The organism is Streptomyces sp. NPDC001315 (assembly GCF_042896175.1).
In the GTDB taxonomy this organism is placed as follows: domain Bacteria; phylum Actinomycetota; class Actinomycetes; order Streptomycetales; family Streptomycetaceae; genus Streptomyces.
The window spans coordinates 1-18,158 of sequence record NZ_JBIAWZ010000042.1 but is presented as its reverse complement, the minus strand read 5'-3'; the positions used below and the strand labels follow the sequence as shown (position 1 = coordinate 18,158).

14 protein-coding genes and 2 pseudogenes are annotated in these 18,158 nt (G+C 70.4%); 4 read left to right on the top strand and 12 right to left on the bottom strand.

The window, feature by feature from the left end; all coding sequences use genetic code 11:
• Nucleotides 1–399: 399 nt before the first annotated feature.
• Nucleotides 400–582 (top strand): WhiB family transcriptional regulator, encoded by a 183-nt coding sequence (locus ACFY16_RS42490; protein ID WP_390652592.1) that lies wholly within the window; start codon nucleotides 400–402, stop codon nucleotides 580–582.
• A 158-nt stretch (nucleotides 583–740) separates the two neighbouring features.
• Here the strand turns inward: ACFY16_RS42490 and ACFY16_RS42485 are convergent, their stop codons facing one another.
• The 12 genes and pseudogenes from ACFY16_RS42485 to ACFY16_RS42430 all read right to left on the bottom strand — a co-directional run bounded on the left by ACFY16_RS42485 (nucleotide 741) and on the right by ACFY16_RS42430 (nucleotide 15,594).
• A complete protein-coding gene (locus ACFY16_RS42485; protein WP_390652590.1) occupies nucleotides 741–1,463 on the bottom strand; it encodes an alpha/beta fold hydrolase in 723 nt (240 codons plus the stop codon).
• A gap of 33 nt (nucleotides 1,464–1,496) precedes the next feature.
• Entirely contained in the window at nucleotides 1,497–2,471 is a 975-nt protein-coding gene (locus ACFY16_RS42480) for an alpha/beta hydrolase (protein WP_390652589.1), read from the bottom strand.
• 523 nt (nucleotides 2,472–2,994) lie between these two features.
• Nucleotides 2,995–3,870 carry an alpha/beta fold hydrolase gene (locus ACFY16_RS42475; RefSeq protein ID WP_390652588.1) on the bottom strand — a complete coding sequence of 292 codons (876 nt, stop codon included), beginning with the start codon at nucleotides 3,868–3,870 and terminating at the stop codon, nucleotides 2,995–2,997.
• A gap of 99 nt (nucleotides 3,871–3,969) precedes the next feature.
• Entirely contained in the window at nucleotides 3,970–4,935 is a 966-nt protein-coding gene (locus ACFY16_RS42470; RefSeq protein WP_390652587.1) for a hypothetical protein, read from the bottom strand.
• An 81-nt stretch (nucleotides 4,936–5,016) separates the two neighbouring features.
• A complete protein-coding gene (locus tag ACFY16_RS42465) occupies nucleotides 5,017–5,859 on the bottom strand; it encodes a fumarylacetoacetate hydrolase family protein (protein ID WP_390652586.1) in 843 nt (280 codons plus the stop codon).
• Between the two features lie 100 nt (nucleotides 5,860–5,959).
• Nucleotides 5,960–8,926 (bottom strand): FAD-binding and (Fe-S)-binding domain-containing protein, encoded by a 2,967-nt coding sequence (locus ACFY16_RS42460; RefSeq protein ID WP_390652585.1) that lies wholly within the window; start codon nucleotides 8,924–8,926, stop codon nucleotides 5,960–5,962.
• Nucleotides 8,927–9,152: 226 nt separating this feature from the next.
• The gene (locus tag ACFY16_RS42455) at nucleotides 9,153–10,895 is read right to left on the bottom strand and encodes a pyruvate dehydrogenase (protein ID WP_390652584.1); all 1,743 of its coding nucleotides are present in this window, start codon (nucleotides 10,893–10,895) and stop codon (nucleotides 9,153–9,155) included.
• A gap of 481 nt (nucleotides 10,896–11,376) precedes the next feature.
• The gene (locus tag ACFY16_RS42450) at nucleotides 11,377–12,222 is read right to left on the bottom strand and encodes an alpha/beta fold hydrolase (RefSeq protein WP_390652583.1); all 846 of its coding nucleotides are present in this window, start codon (nucleotides 12,220–12,222) and stop codon (nucleotides 11,377–11,379) included.
• A 461-nt stretch (nucleotides 12,223–12,683) separates the two neighbouring features.
• Nucleotides 12,684–12,950 (bottom strand): tol-pal system YbgF family protein, encoded by a 267-nt coding sequence (locus ACFY16_RS42445; protein WP_390652582.1) that lies wholly within the window; start codon nucleotides 12,948–12,950, stop codon nucleotides 12,684–12,686.
• 193 nt (nucleotides 12,951–13,143) lie between these two features.
• Nucleotides 13,144–13,227, bottom strand: a pseudogene (locus ACFY16_RS42440) (oxidoreductase); the annotation flags it as partial.
• Nucleotides 13,228–13,410: 183 nt separating this feature from the next.
• The gene (locus ACFY16_RS42435) at nucleotides 13,411–14,337 is read right to left on the bottom strand and encodes an alpha/beta hydrolase (RefSeq protein ID WP_390652581.1); all 927 of its coding nucleotides are present in this window, start codon (nucleotides 14,335–14,337) and stop codon (nucleotides 13,411–13,413) included.
• 219 nt (nucleotides 14,338–14,556) lie between these two features.
• Complete coding sequence (locus ACFY16_RS42430) at nucleotides 14,557–15,594, bottom strand: helix-turn-helix domain-containing protein (RefSeq protein WP_390652591.1); 1,038 nt, start codon at nucleotides 15,592–15,594, stop codon at nucleotides 14,557–14,559.
• Nucleotides 15,595–16,123: 529 nt separating this feature from the next.
• On the opposite strand from ACFY16_RS42430, the pseudogene ACFY16_RS42425 reads away from it, so the two are divergent.
• From ACFY16_RS42425 to ACFY16_RS42415, 3 genes and pseudogenes are all read left to right on the top strand, one after another.
• Nucleotides 16,124–16,777: pseudogene (locus ACFY16_RS42425) on the top strand (hydrolase).
• An 89-nt stretch (nucleotides 16,778–16,866) separates the two neighbouring features.
• Entirely contained in the window at nucleotides 16,867–17,094 is a 228-nt protein-coding gene (locus ACFY16_RS42420) for an Lrp/AsnC ligand binding domain-containing protein (protein WP_390652580.1), read from the top strand.
• A gap of 368 nt (nucleotides 17,095–17,462) precedes the next feature.
• The gene (locus tag ACFY16_RS42415) at nucleotides 17,463–18,068 is read left to right on the top strand and encodes a dihydrofolate reductase family protein (RefSeq protein WP_390652579.1); all 606 of its coding nucleotides are present in this window, start codon (nucleotides 17,463–17,465) and stop codon (nucleotides 18,066–18,068) included.
• Nucleotides 18,069–18,158: the final 90 nt, after the last annotated feature.

Sequence of the window (18,158 nt, the reverse complement as noted above, 5' to 3'; positions counted from 1 at the left end):
GCTCAGCCCGGTCGACTACGAGCGGCGATCGAGTACGCTCGAACTCGCCGCATAACAGGATGAAACGGTGTCCACTCGTCGGGTGGAAGTCCCGTGATGGACTGTCGCGACCTCGCGGCGGCGCTGGGGCTCGAGCCGGTTCCGGCGAAGGTCGAGGGGGTGCGGTCGAAGGCGAAGCGCCTGGTTGCGCGGGGCCGGCTGGCCGAGGCGAGCCCGGGGACGTTCAGTGCGGTCTGTGGGCAAGGCGTCGGCTCATGACGATGGTCATCGACCAGAGAATCATCGCCTCCGCGCCGAGGGGCTCTTCCCGGGCGGCAACCGGTGGCTGTTCGACCACGCGGAGACCGTCTCCCCGGACGGCCTGGACCGCGTCGGTGCCCTTCACCGACCGCCGCTGTCATAAGGAGCGGGCGCGCGGCGTGTGCTGGACCCGCGCCGTGCAGGAAAAGTGCGCAGTTCGCGCTCACGCTGGGGGAGACGTACGGCATTTGGGGCGGGTTGACCGAGGCGGAACGCAGGCGGCTCGCCCGGCAGGCGGCGCCGCCGACGACAGCGTCAACGAGCGGCCGGTCCGCGGGTTGAGCTTCAAGACGGGCCGGCGGGCGCGTCCGACTGACACCCGCAGGCCTCGCTGCCGGAAGGAGCCGAAAGGAGAGGCCCCCGCGGCGAACGGACGACTTTTCCAAGTCGCCGTCCCCCACGGGGCCTCAGCGCTGCGCCGGAGGTACGTCCGCCGCCGGTCAGCCGACGGCGCGGACTGCCTCCTCGATCAGGTCGGCGACGCGCCGGGGGTGGGCGAGCATCACCAGATGCGAGGAGTCGACCTCGACGGTGGTCATGCCGGCCCGCTTGTAGCCGAAGCGCTCCACGTCGGGGTTGATGGTGTGGTCGGACGAGGAGACCAGGCCCCAGGAGGGCCTGGTCTTCCAGGCCGCGGCGGGGGCCTTCTCGGCGAAGGCCAGTGCGGCCAGCGGGCGCTGGGAGACGGCGAGGACCGCGGCGAGATCGGGGTCCACGTCCGCGGCGAAGATCGCGGGGAACTTGTCGATCTGCACCGAGACGTCCGTGCCGGGCTCGGTGGAGCCCTCGACCGGGAAGGGCGTGTAGACCAGCGCGGCGGCCAGGTCGGAGTCGGGGAAGCCGCCCTGCAGCTCACCCAGGCTCTCGCCCTCCTCCAGGGCGTAACCGGCCAGGTAGACCAGCGCCTTGACGTTCTCCTCCACTCCCGCGACCGTGATCACGGCACCGCCGTACGAGTGGCCGACCAGGACGACCGGCCCGGGGATCTGACGGACGACGGAGGCGATGTACGCGGAGTCGCCGAGCAGGCTGCGGTTGGGTACCGCGGGGGCCACCACGTTCAGGCCGCGGTCGATCAGCTCCGGTATGACACGGGCGAAGCTGGACGCGTCCGCGAACGCGCCGTGAATCAGGACGACGGTGGGGCTGTCGGTGTTCGACATGGCTCAACTTCCTTTCGGTGGACGGAGTGTGGGTCAGGCGGTGTGGAGCGCGGTCCGCAGGGTGTGCACGGCCTGCGTGATGGCCGCCTCGGCGGCGTGGGTCTCACGCAGGGCGTTGAGCATCACGAAGTCGTGGATGATGCCTTGGTAACGGACAGCGGTCACCGCGACCCCGGCCTGGCGGAGCTTGTTGGCGTACGCCTCACCCTCGTCGCGCAGGACGTCGGCCTCGCCGGTGATGACCAGCGCCGGCGGCAGATCGGCAAGCTGGTCGATGGTCGCCCGCAGCGGGGAGGCCGTGATCTCGGCCCGCTCGGCGGGGTCGGTCGTGTACTGGTCCCAGAACCACTGCATGCCGTCACGGCGCAGGAAGTAGCCCGTGGCGAACTGGTGGTACGACGCCGTGTCGAACGAGGCGTCGGTCACCGGGTAGAACAGCACCTGCTGGACCAGGGGGAGACCCCCGCGCTCCTTGGCCATGAGCGTCAGGGCGGCGGTCATGTTGCCGCCGACCGAGTCGCCCGCGGCGGCGATGCGGGTGGCGTCCAGGCCCTTGCTCGCCCCCTCGGTGACGATCCAGCGGGCGACGGTCCAGTTCTGCTCGATGGCGACCGGGTAGCGGTGCTCCGGCGAGAGGTTGTAGTCGGGGAACACCACCGCGGCCCCGGTGCCCACCGCCAGTTCACGCACCAGGCGGTCGTGGGTGTGCGCGTTGCCGAACACCCAGCCGGCCCCGTGGATGTAGATGATGACGGGCAGCTCGCCGGTGGCACCGGCGGGCTTGACGATGCGGGCGCGGACGGAACCGGTGGGGCCGCCGTCGACGGTGATCCACTCCTCGTCGACCGCCGGCTTGGCGATCTCGCCGGACTGCACCTCGTCGACCGCCTTGCGCCCGTCGGCGGGCGCCAGGTCGAACAGGTACGGCGGGTTGGCGGTGGCCGCGGAGAATTCCGCGGCGGCCGTCTCAAGGACGGGCGTGACCGGAGTGGTGGAGTCGTTGGACATGACTGTCTGTCTCCAGGGGAGGTATGAGGGGGGCGAGCCGGACCTTGGCGCGGTTGCCGTCCGGCCGGATCGGCAGCCGTGGGCTCGGACAGGACACTATGGGCGAATCGGCGCGGCACTTTGCCGTCGGTGCCCTGTTTCTGGTCTGCCCGCGCCCGACTCTGCTTTTCCACTCCATGAGTTCGGTTCATGAGGGCGATCGGTCCCGAAGGACACCCGCGGTCAAGAGACCGCACCCTGCCCGTCGAGGCGACCGGGCGGGTGTTCCACAAGGCGCTCCCGTCCGCCGAATACGTGGAACCTCGTACGACAAGGGGATCTCGGGCAGCACCGCGCGCGCCAGGGACACGCCGGCACCGCCGCACCGGCCTGCCGTCGGTACGCGGCCGCTCCCGTATCGGGCGGGCGAGTGGCGCGGCCGGGCGGGTCGTGCGGTCGACCGATGAAGCCCGGCCGCGCGACCAGCCCGGCCGCGGACGGACTGCCCTGGCTGCCGTCGCGCCCACGAGACGGGGCTGCCGGGTCAGCCCTGCCAGCCGGTGAGGAAGTCGAGAAGCTCCGCGTTGACGACCTCGGGGCGCTCCTCCTGGCACAGGTGTCCGCACTGGGGAATCGGCACTCCTCGGACGTTGCGCGCCAGCCCCTTCCAGACGTCCAGGACGTCGTAGGCCTGCCCGACGGCGCTGAAGTCCTCGCCCCACAGGGTCAGCACGGGGCACTCGATGAGCTGGTCGGCGTCCTCGCGGTCCTGGGCCACGTCCTCGGCCGACGCACGGTAGTCCATGCAGGATCCCCGCACCGCGCCCGGCTGCTGGTAGGCGCGGACGTAGACGGCGATCTCCTCCGGGCTGAGCATCTCGGGGTCGTACGACCAGCTCCGGTAGAAGTGCGTGAGCCAGGTCTCCTCACGGCCGGCGATCAGCGCCTCGGGAAGGTCGGGCACGCCGAGGAAGGTGAAGAACCAGTAGCCCTGCCGGGCAAGGGTCACGTCATAGGTGTCGGCGATGACACGGGTCGGGATGTTGTCCATGGCCACGAACCGGTCGATCCGGTCAGGGTGGTCCTTGGCGAACCGGGTGCCGACGCGTGCGCCGCGGTCGTGACCGACCAGGGTGATGCGCTCATGGCCGAGATGGTCCATCAGCGCGATCACGTCATTGGCCATGGTCCGCTTGTCGTAGCCGGAGGCGGGCTTGTCCGTGTCGCCGTAGCCGCGGAGATCGGGCGCGATCACGGTGAACCGCTCGGCCAGCACCGGTATCTGCTTGCGCCACCCGTACCAGGTCTCGGGGAAGCCGTGCAGCAGGTAGACCGGCGGTCCTTCTCCGGCACTGACCCAGTGCTGCCTGATCCCGTTGAGTTCGGCGGTGTGGTGGGTGATGCCTGTCAGTTCTGTCATGGGTGCCCGCTCGTAGATTCGAAGGGAGTGGCGGCTGTTTGTCGAGTCGGATCTCCGGCCCGACGAGCAGCCGCCCTGCCGTGGCCGCCTCTGCTGTCCCTACTTGTCGCCGGTGATCCGGACGGCGAGAAGGTTGGGGTCCTCGTTGGTGAAGTAGGCACCGTTCGCGATATACGCCGTGACGCCCCGTACGGCCAGGGAGGTCGGGTTCTCCAGTCCGTCGGTGGCGGTGAGCACCACGGTGTGGGTGCCGTTCGGTCTCACCAGCGCGACCTCGTTGTCCGCGTTGATCGCGGCCAGCAGGGTGTCACCGGCGCCGGTGAAGGCGATATCGTCGATGTTCACAAGGTCGGTGGCCTTGGTCTCGACGGGACCGGCGGTGCCCTCAGCGGTGATCGGGATGCGCAGTACGGTGCCCTTGTCCAGGTTGGACACCCAGGCCGCACCGTTGTGGATCTTGATGCCGTTGGCGCCGAGGAACCCGGTGGATTCCAGCTCGGGTCCGGTGGCCCACTTGCCGGGCGTGCCGCCGCTGGTGGGCACCCGCCAGACCGTGCCGAGGACCGAGTCGGCCGCGTAGAGCAGGCCGCTGCGGCTGTCGAGGGCCAGGCCGTTGGGAAGGCCGTCGGCCGGGAACGCGGAGATGCGCTCCGGCGTGCCGCCGGGACGCAGGCGCCACAGGCCGGTCAGGTCACTGCTGCCCGTGGCATACAGGAAGTAGAGCGTCCCGTCCTGGGCCCGGACGATGCCGCCGAGGAACGGCGAGGTCAGGGCAGGGGTGCTGGCGTCGGCCGGGGGCGCCGGAAGGGTCGCGAGGACATGCACCCGGCCGTCTGGAGTGATGCGGGCCACCTGACGGCTGAAGGCGAAGGTGACGCCGGCGCTGCCGTCCGGTTCCAGGGTGATGTTCTCAGGGCGCTGCCCGTCGGCCATGTCCAGATGCGCCACGAAGTGCACATCGGGAGCCGGGGCTGCGGCCGCGGGGCCCGCGACGGTCGCCGCGAGGGCCGCTGCCACGGCGGCGGCCAGCAGGCCGGCCCGCTTGCCATGCATAGTTGCTGTCATTGCTTCTTCCTGTCTTTGCGTTCCGTGTCGTTCTGTTCGGTGTCTTCGCGGGGTCGCGGATTCTGCCGCGGCCCCGCGCGGTCAGCCGACGAAGCGCTGGCGCAGTTCGCCGATGCCGGTGATGGCGCTGACCAGTTCGTCGCCGGGCGCCAGCCAGCGCTGCGGCGAGCGACCGAGGCCGACACCCGCGGGCGTGCCCGTGAAGATGACGTCTCCCGGCAGCAGTGGGAGCACCTCGGAGAGCCTGGAGATGATGGCCGGGACGGAGAAGATGAGCTGCCGGGTGCGGCCCCGCTGCACCTCCTCACCGTTGATGGCACAGGTCAGCTCCAGGTCGTCGGGGTCGTCGAACTCGTCGGGAGTGACGAGCCAGGGGCCCATCGGGGCGAAGCCCGGATAGGACTTGCCGAGGCTGAACTGCGGAGCCGGACCGGCCATCTGGATGACGCGCTCGGAGATGTCCTGGCCCACCGTCAGACCGGCGACGTGACTCCAGGCGTCGGCCTCGGACACCCGGTAGGCCTCGCGGCCGACGACCACGACCAGCTCCACCTCCCAGTCGGTGTGGCCTCCCTCGGGCAGCGCCACCTCGGTGACCGGGCCGCTGATGCTGGTCGCGTACTTGGTGAAGACCGGCGGCATGCCGTCCGGGACGGTGAATCCCGCCTCCGAGACGTGCTCGCGGTAGTTCAGGCCGACGGCGAGCAGCTGGCGCGGCGTTGGTGCGGGTGCGCCGAGGTCGGCCGGATCGAAGGGGACGCCGTCGCCGAGGTCCGCCTGACCGGCCCAGGTACGGAACTCCTCCCAGCGGGCGTAGACCTCCTGCGGGTTTGAGGAGAAGAGACCGTCGCTGGCCTTCTGGACGTCGACCGCCCGGTCGGCGGTGACCACGACCAGCCGGCCGGCGAGATTGGCTATGCGCACGATGTGCTCCTGGTGCGAGGGGTGGTGGGGTGGGGTGGAGGTCGGGGCGCAGGTCGGGGCGGGGGCGCCGTCGGCCCGCCCCCGGACACGGCCGCGCCGCTCAGGCTGCCGGTCGGGTGGCGCCGGTGGACCGGGTGGCGCCGACGGGCCGTGTGGCGCGTTCGAGTGCGAGCAGCGCCGAGTGATATGGCCGGCCGGTGACGTGCTCCATGCCGATCTCGCAGGTGCGGTTGGCCGACAGATGGGCGTCGAACGTGCCCGCGGTGACCTCGGCCGCCTCATGTGCCGTCGCTGCCTCGGTCAGCTCCTTGTGCAACAGGCCCCGGTCGCCGGCGAAACCGCAGCACTCGGCGTAGACCGGCTCGCTCACGTCCCGCGCGACGATCCCCGCGACGGCGCGGAGTTGCTCGACATCGCCCAGGTGCCGCATCGAACAGGTCGGGTGGATCACCGCGCTGTCGAGTCGCTCGGTCACCTCCAGACGCGGCAGCAGCTCCTCGGCGGCCCAGACGATCGAGTCGACGACGGTGAGAGCCTGGTGCTTGCGGAGGTTCTCCGGCGTCAGATACGGCTCCACCTCCCGCCCGATGCCGAGCGTGCAGGAGGACGCGTCGACGACGAGCGGCAGACGCCCGCTGTCGGTCCACTCCCAGGCCCGTTCCACGATGCGGTTCGCCATGACCTCATTGCCGGCGTCGTACCCCTTGGAGTGCCAGATGGTCGCGCAGCAGGACCCGGACATGTCCGGCGGGATCCAGACCGGCCGCCCGGCCCGGTGGGAGACCTCGACGACCGCCTCGGGCAGGGACGGCCCTTCGGCGCCATCCGGTCCCGCGAAGATCCGGTTGACGCACGCGACGTAGTAGACGGCCGCAGCGTTCTTCCGGTCCGTGCGGGGCAGTCGTGGACTCGCGGGGGCCGGTATGGAGGGAAGCCATTCGGGCACCAGGTCGGGCGACACGGCCTTGCGTACCGTCGACGTGACGCCGCCCAGGAACCGGTCGCCGAGATGGTCCGCGACACCGAGGGCGGTCCGTAGCGACGACTCCGCGAGGGAGAACCGCTCCGCGACCCGGGCCGCGTACCGCTCCTCCCGCTCCGAGTGCCGCTGGTGGCGGAAGCGCTTCATCATGGCGCCGGTGTCGATGCCGACCGGGCAGGCCGTCTTGCAGGTGGAGTCGCCCGCGCAGGTGTCGACCGCGTCGTAGGCGTAGGACTCGAGGAGGCTGTCCATGACCGGCGAATCGACGGGCTGGCGCATCATCTCCCGGCGCAGCACGATCCGTTGACGTGGCGTGGTGGTGAGGTCGCGGCTCGGGCAGACGGGCTCGCAGAAACCGCACTCGATGCAGGGATCGGCGACGGCCTCGATGGTGGGGATGGTCTTGAGGCCCAGGAGATGGGCCGCGGGGTCGCGGTTGAGCACCACTCCGGGAGCGAGGACTCCTGCCGGGTCGAGGGTCTGCTTCACCCGCCACATCAGTTCGGTCGCGCGGGGGCCCCATTCGAGTTCGAGGAACGGGGTCATGTTCCGGCCGGTGGCGTGCTCCGCCTTGAGCGAGCCGTCGAAACGGTGCACCACCATGGCGCAGAACTCATCCATGAAGGCCGCGTAGCGCTGGACCTCGTCGGGGCGGGCGGCGTCGAAGGCGAGCAGGAAGTGCAGGTTTCCGTGCGCCGCGTGGCCCGCGACCGCGGCGTCGAAGCCGTGCCGCTCCTGAAGTTCCGTCAGCGCCTCGCTGGCTTCCGCGAGCCGCGAGGGCGGCACCGCGAAGTCCTCGGTGATCAGGGTCGACCCGGCAGGGCGTGCCTTGCCCACCGCCGTCATGAAGGCCTCACGGGCGTGCCAGTACGTTCGGATCGTGGCCGGGTCCTCGACGAAGCGGTTGGTGACGGACGCCACCGGGGCCACCAGCGTCAGCTTCGCCAGCACGTCGGCGGCGGCCTGCCGGTGGGCCTCGCGCGCCTGTTCGTCGGGGGCACGGAACTCCACAAGGAGAGCGGCGGTCTCCCGGGGCAGATCGGCCCAGTCCGTGGGCACCCCGTCGACGCTCGCGCAGGCCCGGAGGGTGTTGCCGTCCATCAGCTCCACCGCGCGTGCTCCGGCGGCGTTGAACAGCGGCACGGCGGCCGCGGCCGCCGGGAGATCGGGGAAGAACAGCAGTGCGGTGTGGGTCATACGGTCCAGGGAGACCGTCCGGAACACGGTCTCGGCGATGAAGCCCAGGGTGCCCTGGGAGGCGACCATCAGCCCGCGCAGGATCTCCACCGGGGTGGAGCCGTCCAGGAAGGCGTCGAGGCGGTAGCCGCTGGTGTTCTTCAGCTCGTACTTCGCCCGGATCCGGGCGACCAGTTCGCTGTCGCCCTCGATCTCGGCCTTCAGCGCCGACAGCCCGTCGCACAGCTCGGGTTCGGCCTCGCGCAGCGCCTCGTCGGCGTCCGGGGCCGCGGTGTCCACGACCGTGCCCGACGGAAGGACGAGAGTGAGGGAGGAGAGCAAACGGTAGGAGTTGCGGGCCACTCCGGCGGTCATGCCCGAGGCGTTGTTGGCGACCACCCCGCCGACGGTGCACGCGCTGGAACTCGCTGGATCGGGGCCCATCAGGCGACCGTGCCGGGACAGCACGATATTGGCGCGTCCCACGGTCGTGCCGGGCCTGATCCGTGCCTCGGCGCCGTCGTCGAGCACCTCGACGCCGGTCCAGTGCCGGCGCACGTCGACCAGGATGTCCTTGCCCTGGGCCTGTCCGTTCAGCGAGGTCCCGGCCGCCCGGAAGACGATCTCCCGCCGGTGCTCATGGGCGTACCGCAGCACCGCGGCCACGTCCTCGACATCCTCGGCGATCACGACCACCTGGGGTACGAAGCGGTAGGGGCTGGCGTCGGAGGCGTACTTCACCAGGTCGGAGATGGTGTGCAGCACCTTGTGCGGACCCAGCAGCCGGACCAGGTCCTCCCGCAGGGCTTCCGGCGTACCGGTGGCCCGGTCGTGGACCACCCGGTCGGCGGCCGGGCCGCCGGTGGTGAGCGGTCGCAGTTCTCCTGGATCCGGCTCGAGGAAGGCCATTGAAATCTCCATTGCGATTCTGAACGCGCGGCCGACGGCGCGCCCCACGCGCACCGTTCTGCGCCGATACAGCCGATACAGCCGATACAGCCGATTCAGCGGATTCAGTCGATTCGGTCGATTCACTGGACAAGCTAGGACGAGGGCCGGACCACTCGTTGATCAAGGTCGCACCGCCTCTCGCCTGCGGGTGTCGCCGGTTTGGCCGGCGTCCCTCACCGGCACATCAAGGCCGCGGCACGTTGCGCAGGTTGGTCCGGGCGAGGTGCAGCATGCGGCCGACTCCGCCGGTGAGGACGGTGCGGCTCGCCGACAGGGCGAAGCCGGTCACCTGGTGTGAAGTGATCTTCGGCGGGATAGCGAGGGCGTCGGGGTCGGTGACGACGTCGACCAGCGCGGGGCCGTCGTGGGCGAACGCCTCGCGCAGCGCCTCGCGCACCTTCGACGGTTCCTCTACCCGGACGCCGTACGCGCCCGAGGCCCTGGCGATGGCCGCGTAGTCCGTGTGCGGATACGAGGTGGCGTGGGGCGGCAGGCCGTCGACCATCATCTCCAGGTCGACCATGCCGAGGGACGAGTTGTTGAAGACGACCACCTTGACCGGCAGGTCGTACTGGACGAGCGTGAGGAAGTCACCCATCAGCATGGAGAACCCGCCGTCCCCGGACAGGGACACCACCTGCCGACGGCGGTCGAGGAACTGTGCGCCGATGGCCTGGGGCAGCGCGTTGGCCATGGAACCGTGCACGAAGGAACCGAGGATGCGACGGCGCCCGTTGGGGGTGAGGTAACGGGCGCCCCACACACAGCACATGCCGGTGTCCACGGTGAACACCGCGTCGTCCGCGGCCACTTCGTCGAGGACCGAGGCCACGTACTCGGGGTGGACGGGGGTGTGCCTGTCGACGTCATGGGTGTACGCGCCGACCGCGCCTTCGAGTGCGTGGACATGGCGGCGCAGCATCCGGTCGAGAAAACGGCGCGAGGTCTTCTCGCGCACCGCCGGGGTCAGCGACTTGAGCGTCTGGCCCACGTCACCCCAGACCGCGAGCTCCAACTGCGTGCGCCTGCCGAGCCGTTCGGGTTGGATGTCGACCTGGACGGTCTTGACGTGGCGGGGCAGGAAGTCCGTGTACGGGAAGTCGGTACCGAGGAGCAGCAGCAGGTCGCACTCGTGCATCGCCTCGTAGGCGGCGCCGTAGCCGAGAAGACCGGACATGCCGACGTCGTACGGATTGTCGTACTGGATGTGCTCCTTGCCGCGGAGCGCGTGCCCGACCGGGGCCTTGACCTTCTCGGCGAAGGCCATGACCTCCTGGTGGGCGCCCTCGACGCCCCGGCCGCAGAAGACCGTCACCTTCTCGGCGGCGTCGACGAGCTGGATCAGCCGGCTCAGTTCCTGATCGCCGGGCCGGACGACGGGCAGGTCCAGGGGTATGGCGAGCTCGGTGCCGCCGTCCGGGGCGTCCTCGGAGGCGACGTCGCCGGAGAGAGCCACCACCGACACGCCTCGCCGGCCGACGGCGTGCTGGATCGCCGTCTGCGTCACCCGGGGCATCTGCCGGGGCGAGGAGATGAGCTCCGAGTAGTGGCTGCACTCCTGGAACAGCCGGTCCGGATGGGTCTCCTGGAAGTATCCGGTGCCGATCTCGCTGCTGGGTATCTGGGCGGCCAGGGCGAGGACCGGGGCCATCGAACGGTGGGCGTCGTAAAGGCCGTTGATCAGGTGCAGGTTGCCGGGTCCGCACGAGCCCGCGCAGGCGGCCAGCCGGCCGGTGAGCTGCGCCTCGGCGCCGGCGGCGAAGGCCGCGACCTCCTCGTGCCGCACCTGCACCCACTCCAGGTCGTGGTGCCGCCGCACGGCGTCAACCACCGGGTTGAGGCTGTCGCCGACCACGCCGTACATCCGCCGCACACCGGCGCGGGCCAGGAGGTCGACGTACTGCTCGGCAACTGTCTGCTTGGCCATGGTGCTCCTTGTCGGGAAGGACTGGTCGGGGAAATGGGGCCGCGGCATGGTTCGCCGACGCACGGGGGACCCGGCCGGGCACCGGTGACCGTCCGACGGTGCCGGTCCATCGCCCTGCACCCGGTCCCGGCCGCCGGGCGCATGAGCCTGCCGGTCGCCGAACTCCCTTGTGCGCTGCGGTGGTCGCCCGGGCGGGGAATTCCACCGTGATCGACATGCGGAATCGAACCTAACCGCGGTGACGAGTGATGTGTGGCCATGGAAGGCGGCGGTGCACTGTGAGGACACGACCGGCGCACTCTGCGTGCATTCCGGGTTGCCTGGTCATCTCCCGTGGAGTCGAGCCGGAAGCCGTTGTGCATCCCGCGGTGGACCGACGACGTGGTACGTCGCCGTCCACCACGGGAGCCTCGTCGCGTCGCGGTGTTCAGCCGACGGCTCCAGGAGGAAAGCCGCGTCTCAAGGGCGGGCTGCCGGTGTGTCAGTGAACGGCGCGGGCGGCACGCAGGATCAGGTGGGTCACGGGCCCGGGGTCGCTGACGGCGACCGCGTGGGGTCCGTCGACGGTCACGGTGCGGGCGCCTGCGCGGGCGGCCATCCACTGCTCGGCGGCCGGCGGGATGTTGCGGTCCTCCCCGGCCACGAGGTACCAGCTGGGGATCTTCTTCCACGCCGCCGCGGTGGCCTTCTCCTGGAGCGCGGCCAGGGTGATCGGGCGCTGGCCCGCGGCCATCACCTGGGCGGTGGCGACTGGGACACCCGCCGCGAACTGGTCGCGGAACAGGTCTCTCTTGATGACCAGTTCCTGCCCCTCACCGCCACCCGGCAGGGGGTAGAGCTGGGTGGATGTGGCCTGCGCCAGGGTGCTGCCGGGGTACTTGTCGGTGAGGTCCAGCGCGCTCTCGCCGATGTCGGGGACGAAGGCGGCTATGTAGACCAGCGCCTTGACCTGCGGAGCGTCCGCGGCGGCCTGGCTGATGACCGACCCGCCGTAGGAATGGCCGACGAGTACGACCGGGCCTTGAACGCTGTCCAGGACGCTGCGGATGTAGGCGGCGTCGCTCGCCAGTCCGCGCAACGGCAGCGCCGGCGCCAGCACGCGGTGGCCCTGCCGCACGAGACGGGCGGTGACGGCGTTCCAGCTGGAGGCGTCCGCGAACGCGCCGTGGATCAGGACGATGGTGGGGCTGACCGGCTGCTGGTCCGAGTCGTCCTGCCGCCCGACGCCCCGCCCGGGGACGGCGGACGCGACACCGGGGACTGCCAGGGCGGTGGCGCCGGCGAGCAGGGAAACGGCGACAGTACGCCGGGAGATCGATGAATCCACGATTCACTTCCTGAGGGTGCGGTCTGAGGGACGCCCCTGGACGGGGCGGCCCATGCGTGTGGTGCGCCGGCCCGGTGCCTGCCTGTGTGCGTGTCGGCGGAAGCCGGTGCAGAGGGCTTCGCCGGGGCGGACCTGCTGCGCGGCGGCGGCATCCGACGGAACGGAGTGCCGCGGCCTTGGACAGAGGCTAAGAGCGATCGGCTTGGCCGCCTTGTCCGTCGGTGCCCTGCCTCTGACCTGTGCGTGCCGCAGGCTTGGCGGCCAGGGCCCGCTGGCCCGCCGCGCCGTGGCTCCTGCCGTGCGGGCACCGGCGGGTACTCGGTGGTGCGCGACGAGAACATCAGCCGACCGAACCTGCCGGCCTTTGGGCGCCCAGGCCCTGCGCGCGCCGGGCATGGTGGCGGGCCCACCAGGTTCCGGTGGTGCGGCGGCTGCCGAGTCGGGTGCCGCCGGGGCGGGGCTCAGCCGGCGTCGAGGGCGGTGAGGCGTTTCCGGGCGTGGGTGAGGCGAATGGGGTCGGCTGGCGTGTCGAGGGCGAGGCATTGGGTGAAGGCGTTCCGGGCTTCGTCCCGGAGTCCGGTGGCCGGCAGGGCGTCGCCGAGGTGGAACAGGGCGCGGCTTTCCACGCCCTTGTTGCTGCTGTCGCGCCAGAGTTCTATGGCGGTGAACAGGTGGCCGGTGGCCTCGGGCCAGTTCTTGAGGAAGATGTGGACGCGGCCGATGGACATCTCCAGGCCCGCGCGAACGAAGTGGGCGATATGCGGTTCGATGCGGTCGCCGGCCTCCTTCAGGAAGGCGAGCGCGCGCAGGTGCTCCGCGAACGACTCCTGGTACTGGCCGCTTCGCCAAGGGCCAAACCGTAGCCCGGGATGGCGCTCAGGGTGCGGTGGAGATCACCGGCCTCGAAGAGTACGGCCGCTCGCGGTCGTGACGTGCCGCGGCGGTGTGGTCGGCGAGCAGGCGTGTCCACGAGGGCTGGCTGAGGCCGGCCGAAACAGCCACGATCTTGAAGGGTTACACGGTGATCTTCCTCGTCTCCCGGGGTGTTGTGCGGTTCCTGCCGGTCCGTTCTCTGTCCCGGGGCCGCACCCCGAAGCCAACCCGCTGCGGTCGGCGCCATTTTGCCTGCTCGTGCACGGGCCATGGGCTGTGGGCGCACCTGCGTGCACCCGTCCCGGCGCGGAGGAATCAGCCGCGGTGCCGGTGCAGGGCGACGTGCACGGTGTCGAGGGCCTGGACGAGGGCGGCGCGGGCCGCGTCCGTGTCGCGCAGCGGATCGAGCACCATGAAACCGTGGATCGTCCCGTGGTAGCGCATGGAGACCACCGCGACGCCGGCCGCCCGGAGCTTGGCCGCGTAGGCCTCCCCCTCGTCGCGCACCACGTCGGCCTCGCTGGTGACGATCAGCGCCGGTGGCAATCCGGTGAGCTGCTCCACGGAGGCCTGCAGCGGTGACGCGGTGGCCTCGCTGCGCCGGCGGACGTCGGGGAGGTACTGGTCCCAGAACCAGCGCATGGTCTCGCGGCCGAGGAAGTAGCCCTGGGCGAACTGCTGGTACGAGGGGGTGTCGAAGTCGGCGTCGGTGACCGGGCAGAGCAGCACCTGCTGCACCAGCCGCACCCCTCCGCGTTCCTTCGCGAGCAGGGTCAGCGCCGCCACCAGGTTGCCGCCCGCCGAGTCACCCACGGCGGCCGTCCGGCTGCCGTCCAAGCCGATCTCGCCGCCTCGCTCGGAGATCCACCGCGCGACCGCGTAGCACTGCTCGACGGCGACCGGGTACTGCGCCTCAGGGGCTCGCTCGTAGTCGACGAAGACCACGGCCGCGTCCGTACCGAGGGCGAACGCGCGGATCAGACGCTCATGGGTGTCGGCGTCGCCCAGGACCCAGCCAAGTCCGTGCAGGAACAGCACGACGGGGATGTCGCCGAAGCTGTCGGCGGGCCGGACCACTTTCACCCGCACCTGACCGGTCGGCCCGCACGGCAGTGTGAACCACTCCGTGGAGGTGGCCTCCTCGTCGAGAGGGTCGTCGCCGCCCTGCAGGCGGGCCAGCCTCAGCCGGGCCTGTACCGGGTCCTCGTCGTACGCCGACGGCGGGCAGGGGTGCCTGTCCACGAACGCTCGGGTGGGACGGTCCAGGAGCGGGTGCCGAACAGATGAAGGGGTGAACTCGGTCACACGGTCTCCTGCGGAGAGGGGCAAGGGAACTTGAAATAAAAGGGTTGTTCGGTGCACCGGGTGCCTGGTCGAGCGGGAGCCGTTACGGTACGGCTGCGTGGCCGGGTCACTGCCGCCGCGGCCACAGGGTGGCCCGCACGGCTTCGAGCGGGCACTTTACCTCCCGGACGGTGTGAGGCCAGTCCCCGGTCGGCCGATCACGGTGGACGACGGCGCCGACGTGGGTGCCGGGGACCGCCCGTTGTCGTCCTGGGCGGTGCGCAGGTCGCGCCATTCACGGGGGGAGACTCCGTAGGAGGCGCGGAAGGCCCTGCTGAAGTGGGCGGGGTTGGCGAAGCCCCACCGCCGGGCCACGGCGGACACGGTGGGGACTGTCCTGCCCCGGCGGGCCAGTTCGCGGCCGCACTCCTCGAGGCGCCGTTGCTGGATGAGCCGGCTGACGGTGGTCCCCTCGCCTTCGAACAGCCGGTGGAGATACCGGACGGATATCCGGTGCGTCCGGGCGATGCTCTCCGGTGACAGGTCCGGGTCGCCCAGGTTCCGGTCGATGTGGTCGCGGACGCGCAGCAGCAGGTTGTTGCGGGCGGTGTCGGAGTCCGTGCTGCCTGGGTGGGACAGCTCGGTGATCAGAGTGGCGAACAGGTCGACGACATGGCTGGCCAGCTGCCTCGCGACGGCCGGCGAGTAGCCGTCCGCCGAGGAGGCCAGGGTGGCCAGGAACGGGACCAGTATCGCGCCGCAGCCGTCCCCGGAACCGATGGCGCTGCCGGTGACCTGACGGATGTCGCTGTCCGCAAGGCCCAGCGACCGGCGGGGCAGTTGGAAGACGTGCGTGGCGAACCGCTGCGGATAGTCGAAGGAGTACGGCCGGGCCGTGTCGTACACCACGAGGTCTCCCTCGCTCACCTCGGCCCGCCGGCCGTCCTGGATGAAGGTGGCCGTGCCCGACACCTGGACACCGACTGCCACCAGCGCCTCGGACGACCGGGCGATCAGTGCCGGAGTGCGGCTGAGCCGCTCCGCGTCGGCCTCCATGGTGGAGACCTGGAGGTATCCGAGGCGGTCGGTGGCGATCCGGCCGTCGAACGGGCCGTCCCCCTGCGGGGCGACGGTCATCGGTACCAGTGTCCTGCTCACCGCGTTGTTCCAGTACGCGACCTTGTCCTGGTCCGGCACGGAAGCGGTCGTCAACACCAAGCTCAAGTTGCTCTCCCCTCGGGGGAAGTGACTCAGGGGGCTGTAACGGACGGGAACAGGACGGACGGCTCCACCTCCTCGGAAGGCGGTGGCCGGTGCCCGGCGGGCCCGGACGGTTCGTCGTACGGGCAGCGACCTCGCTGGAACGCAACCGGACCGCTTCGGCGAGGCCCGGGTTCCCGCCCGCAGTGGACAGCCAAGCAGCGCCCTATTTCCTGCACCAGGCAGAAACACAGGCAGAAACACAGGCAGAAATGGTGCGAGCGGATGAGCACGTCCGGTGCCGGATTCGCATGTCCGGTGCTGTGCAGTGCCGGAACAGCACGGGGGGCCGTGAGGAAAGACGCGGCCGTGCCGTCGGACGAACTTCGTCGCTGTGGCGTCAGGCCGCCGATCCCGCCACGACGGGTGCGCGGGAGAGCGGTCCGGCCACCTGCCGACCAGCGGCGGCCCGAGGCGTCGTCGCTCCATCCGCCCCGCACCTTCCCGCGGGCGCGGGCACACTCCTGTCAGAGAGGAAGCCCTCATGGCCGACTTCGCCCAGGTGAAGGCTGCCCCCAACCCCGACCTGCTCACCCCGGACAACGCCGTCGTGCTCTTCGTCGACCACCAGCCGCAGATGTTCCTCGGTACTGGCAGCGGCGATCGTACCGCCATCATCAACAGCACCGTCGGCCTGGCGAAGGCCGCCCAGGGCTTCGACGTCCCGGTGGTGCTCAGCACGGTCGCGGCGGAGTCCTTCTCCGGCCCGATCCTGCCGCAGCTGGTCGACGTTTTTCCCGAGCAGGAGGTCATCGACCGCAGCACGATGAGCGCGTGGAAGGACGCCGCGTTCGTCGAGGCCGTCAAGGCCACCGGCCGCAGGAAGATCATCCTGTTGGGTCTGTGGACCGAGGTGTGCCTGGTGCTGTCGGCGCTCTCGGCGCTCAGCCAGGGCTACGAGGTCTACGTCGTCGCCGACGCCTCCGCTGGCGTCAGCCCCACCGCGCACGAGCACGCCCTGCAGCGCATGGTCGCCGCGGCGCCGTCCCGGTGACCTGGGTCCCTGGAGCTCCAGCGCGACTGGGCCCGCCAGGAGAGCTACGAGGCGGTCATGGAGATCGTCAAGGAGCACAGCGGCGCCTACGGGCTCGGGGTCGTCTACGCGCAGTCCGTCATCGGCGCTCACGCGGCGGGCTGACCGTGCCCCACGACCTGACCTGCGCGGTTGCGCAGCCGGCCCCAGGAGGGCACCGGGAATGCGCAGTCCCTCGGCGATTCGCTCGACAGTTGCCAGCGCGGCAGGAGACCGCGCGGACCCTGAGCGCCCACCCGCACGTCCGGTTCTGCGCCGCCACCACCGGTCCCGCCAACCTGGTCGTCGCTGTCGCCGCCGCGAACCCCGACGCCCTGTACACCTTCCTCACCGACAGCGTCGGCCCCTTGGAGGCGGTCACCGCCATCGACACCACCCCGCTGCTGGCGACCGTCAAACGCACGGGCCTGATCCGACACTGACGAAGGTAACGACGTTCACGCATACGGCGTGAACTCACCGTCCGATCGGCCACACTCGGTTGGGGATCCGAGACAGAGATCTCGCAACGGGCATTTGGCACTGGACAACGGACACCAACAAACCCTGTCCATAACTTGGGCTCCGCTGCCCACCCGGTGCGCAGGGCAGGGCTTTCGACGGCCACGGTCAGCATCGGCTCGGGCGAGGACCACGTCATGCCGTGATGCCTTCCACGTCGACCACCGGAAGCCCCGTCGAGCAGGGAGCGGTCGCCCGGCAGCCAGTCACTGCAGCCCGGCGCCGCGGAAGTTCCGTCGATGAGTTTCCGGCGGTTGTGCGGTCTACCCGTCGACGAAGGGAGCGCACCATGCGCGAGATCATCGTTTGCACGTTCCTGACGCTGGACGGCGTCATGCAGGCTCCGGGCGGTCCGGACGAGGACGCTGAGAGCGGCTTCGAGCACGGCGGCTGGCAGAAGCCGGTGGCCGACGACGAGGTCGGCACGGCTATCTCCGGTTGGTACGAGCCCTCCGACGCGATGCTGCTCGGCCGCAAGACGTACGAGATCTTCGCGTCGTACTGGCCGACCGCTGATCCCGGCAACCCGTTCACCCGTCGGATGAACAGCATGCACAAATACGTGGCGTCTCGGACCCTGACGTCCGTCGAGTGGCAGAACTCCACGCTGCTGGAGGGCGACATCGTCGATGCCGTGCGCAAGCTGAAGGCGTCCGATGGCGGCAACATCAACGTCGTCGGCAGCGGCGACCTCGCCCAGACCCTCATGCGGCACGGCCTCGTCGACGAGTACCGGCTGACCATCCATCCGGTGATCATCGGCACCGGCAAGCGGCTGTTCGCCGACGGAGCGATCCCCACTGCGCTGGAGCCGGTCAGCGTCTCGACGACGAAGGGCGGCACCATCGTCGGCGTCTACCGGCCGAACGGTAAGCCCAGCTACGAGAGCTACTAGGGTGTGTATCGAATGTGCTGGTCACAACCACTCGTTGATGGCCGCGATGAGGACGGTCGCCTCGTAGCGGACCGCGAGTTTGTCGTAGCG

Bases quoted from the DNA above. Each gene is read 5' to 3' on its own strand.
- ACFY16_RS42445 (WP_390652582.1), bottom strand. From the start codon at position 12,950: ATGTCCATCGGCCGCGTCCACATCTTCCTCAAGAACTGGCCCGAGGCC.
- ACFY16_RS42460 (WP_390652585.1), bottom strand. From the start codon at position 8,926: ATGGCCTTCCTCGAGCCGGATCCAGGAGAACTGCGACCGCTCACCACC.
- ACFY16_RS42485 (WP_390652590.1), bottom strand. From the start codon at position 1,463: ATGTCGAACACCGACAGCCCCACCGTCGTCCTGATTCACGGCGCGTTC.
- ACFY16_RS42480 (WP_390652589.1), bottom strand. From the start codon at position 2,471: ATGTCCAACGACTCCACCACTCCGGTCACGCCCGTCCTTGAGACGGCC.
- ACFY16_RS42475 (WP_390652588.1), bottom strand. From the start codon at position 3,870: ATGACAGAACTGACAGGCATCACCCACCACACCGCCGAACTCAACGGG.
- ACFY16_RS42470 (WP_390652587.1), bottom strand. From the start codon at position 4,935: ATGACAGCAACTATGCATGGCAAGCGGGCCGGCCTGCTGGCCGCCGCC.
- ACFY16_RS42415 (WP_390652579.1), top strand. From the start codon at position 17,463: ATGCGCGAGATCATCGTTTGCACGTTCCTGACGCTGGACGGCGTCATG.
- ACFY16_RS42455 (WP_390652584.1), bottom strand. From the start codon at position 10,895: ATGGCCAAGCAGACAGTTGCCGAGCAGTACGTCGACCTCCTGGCCCGC.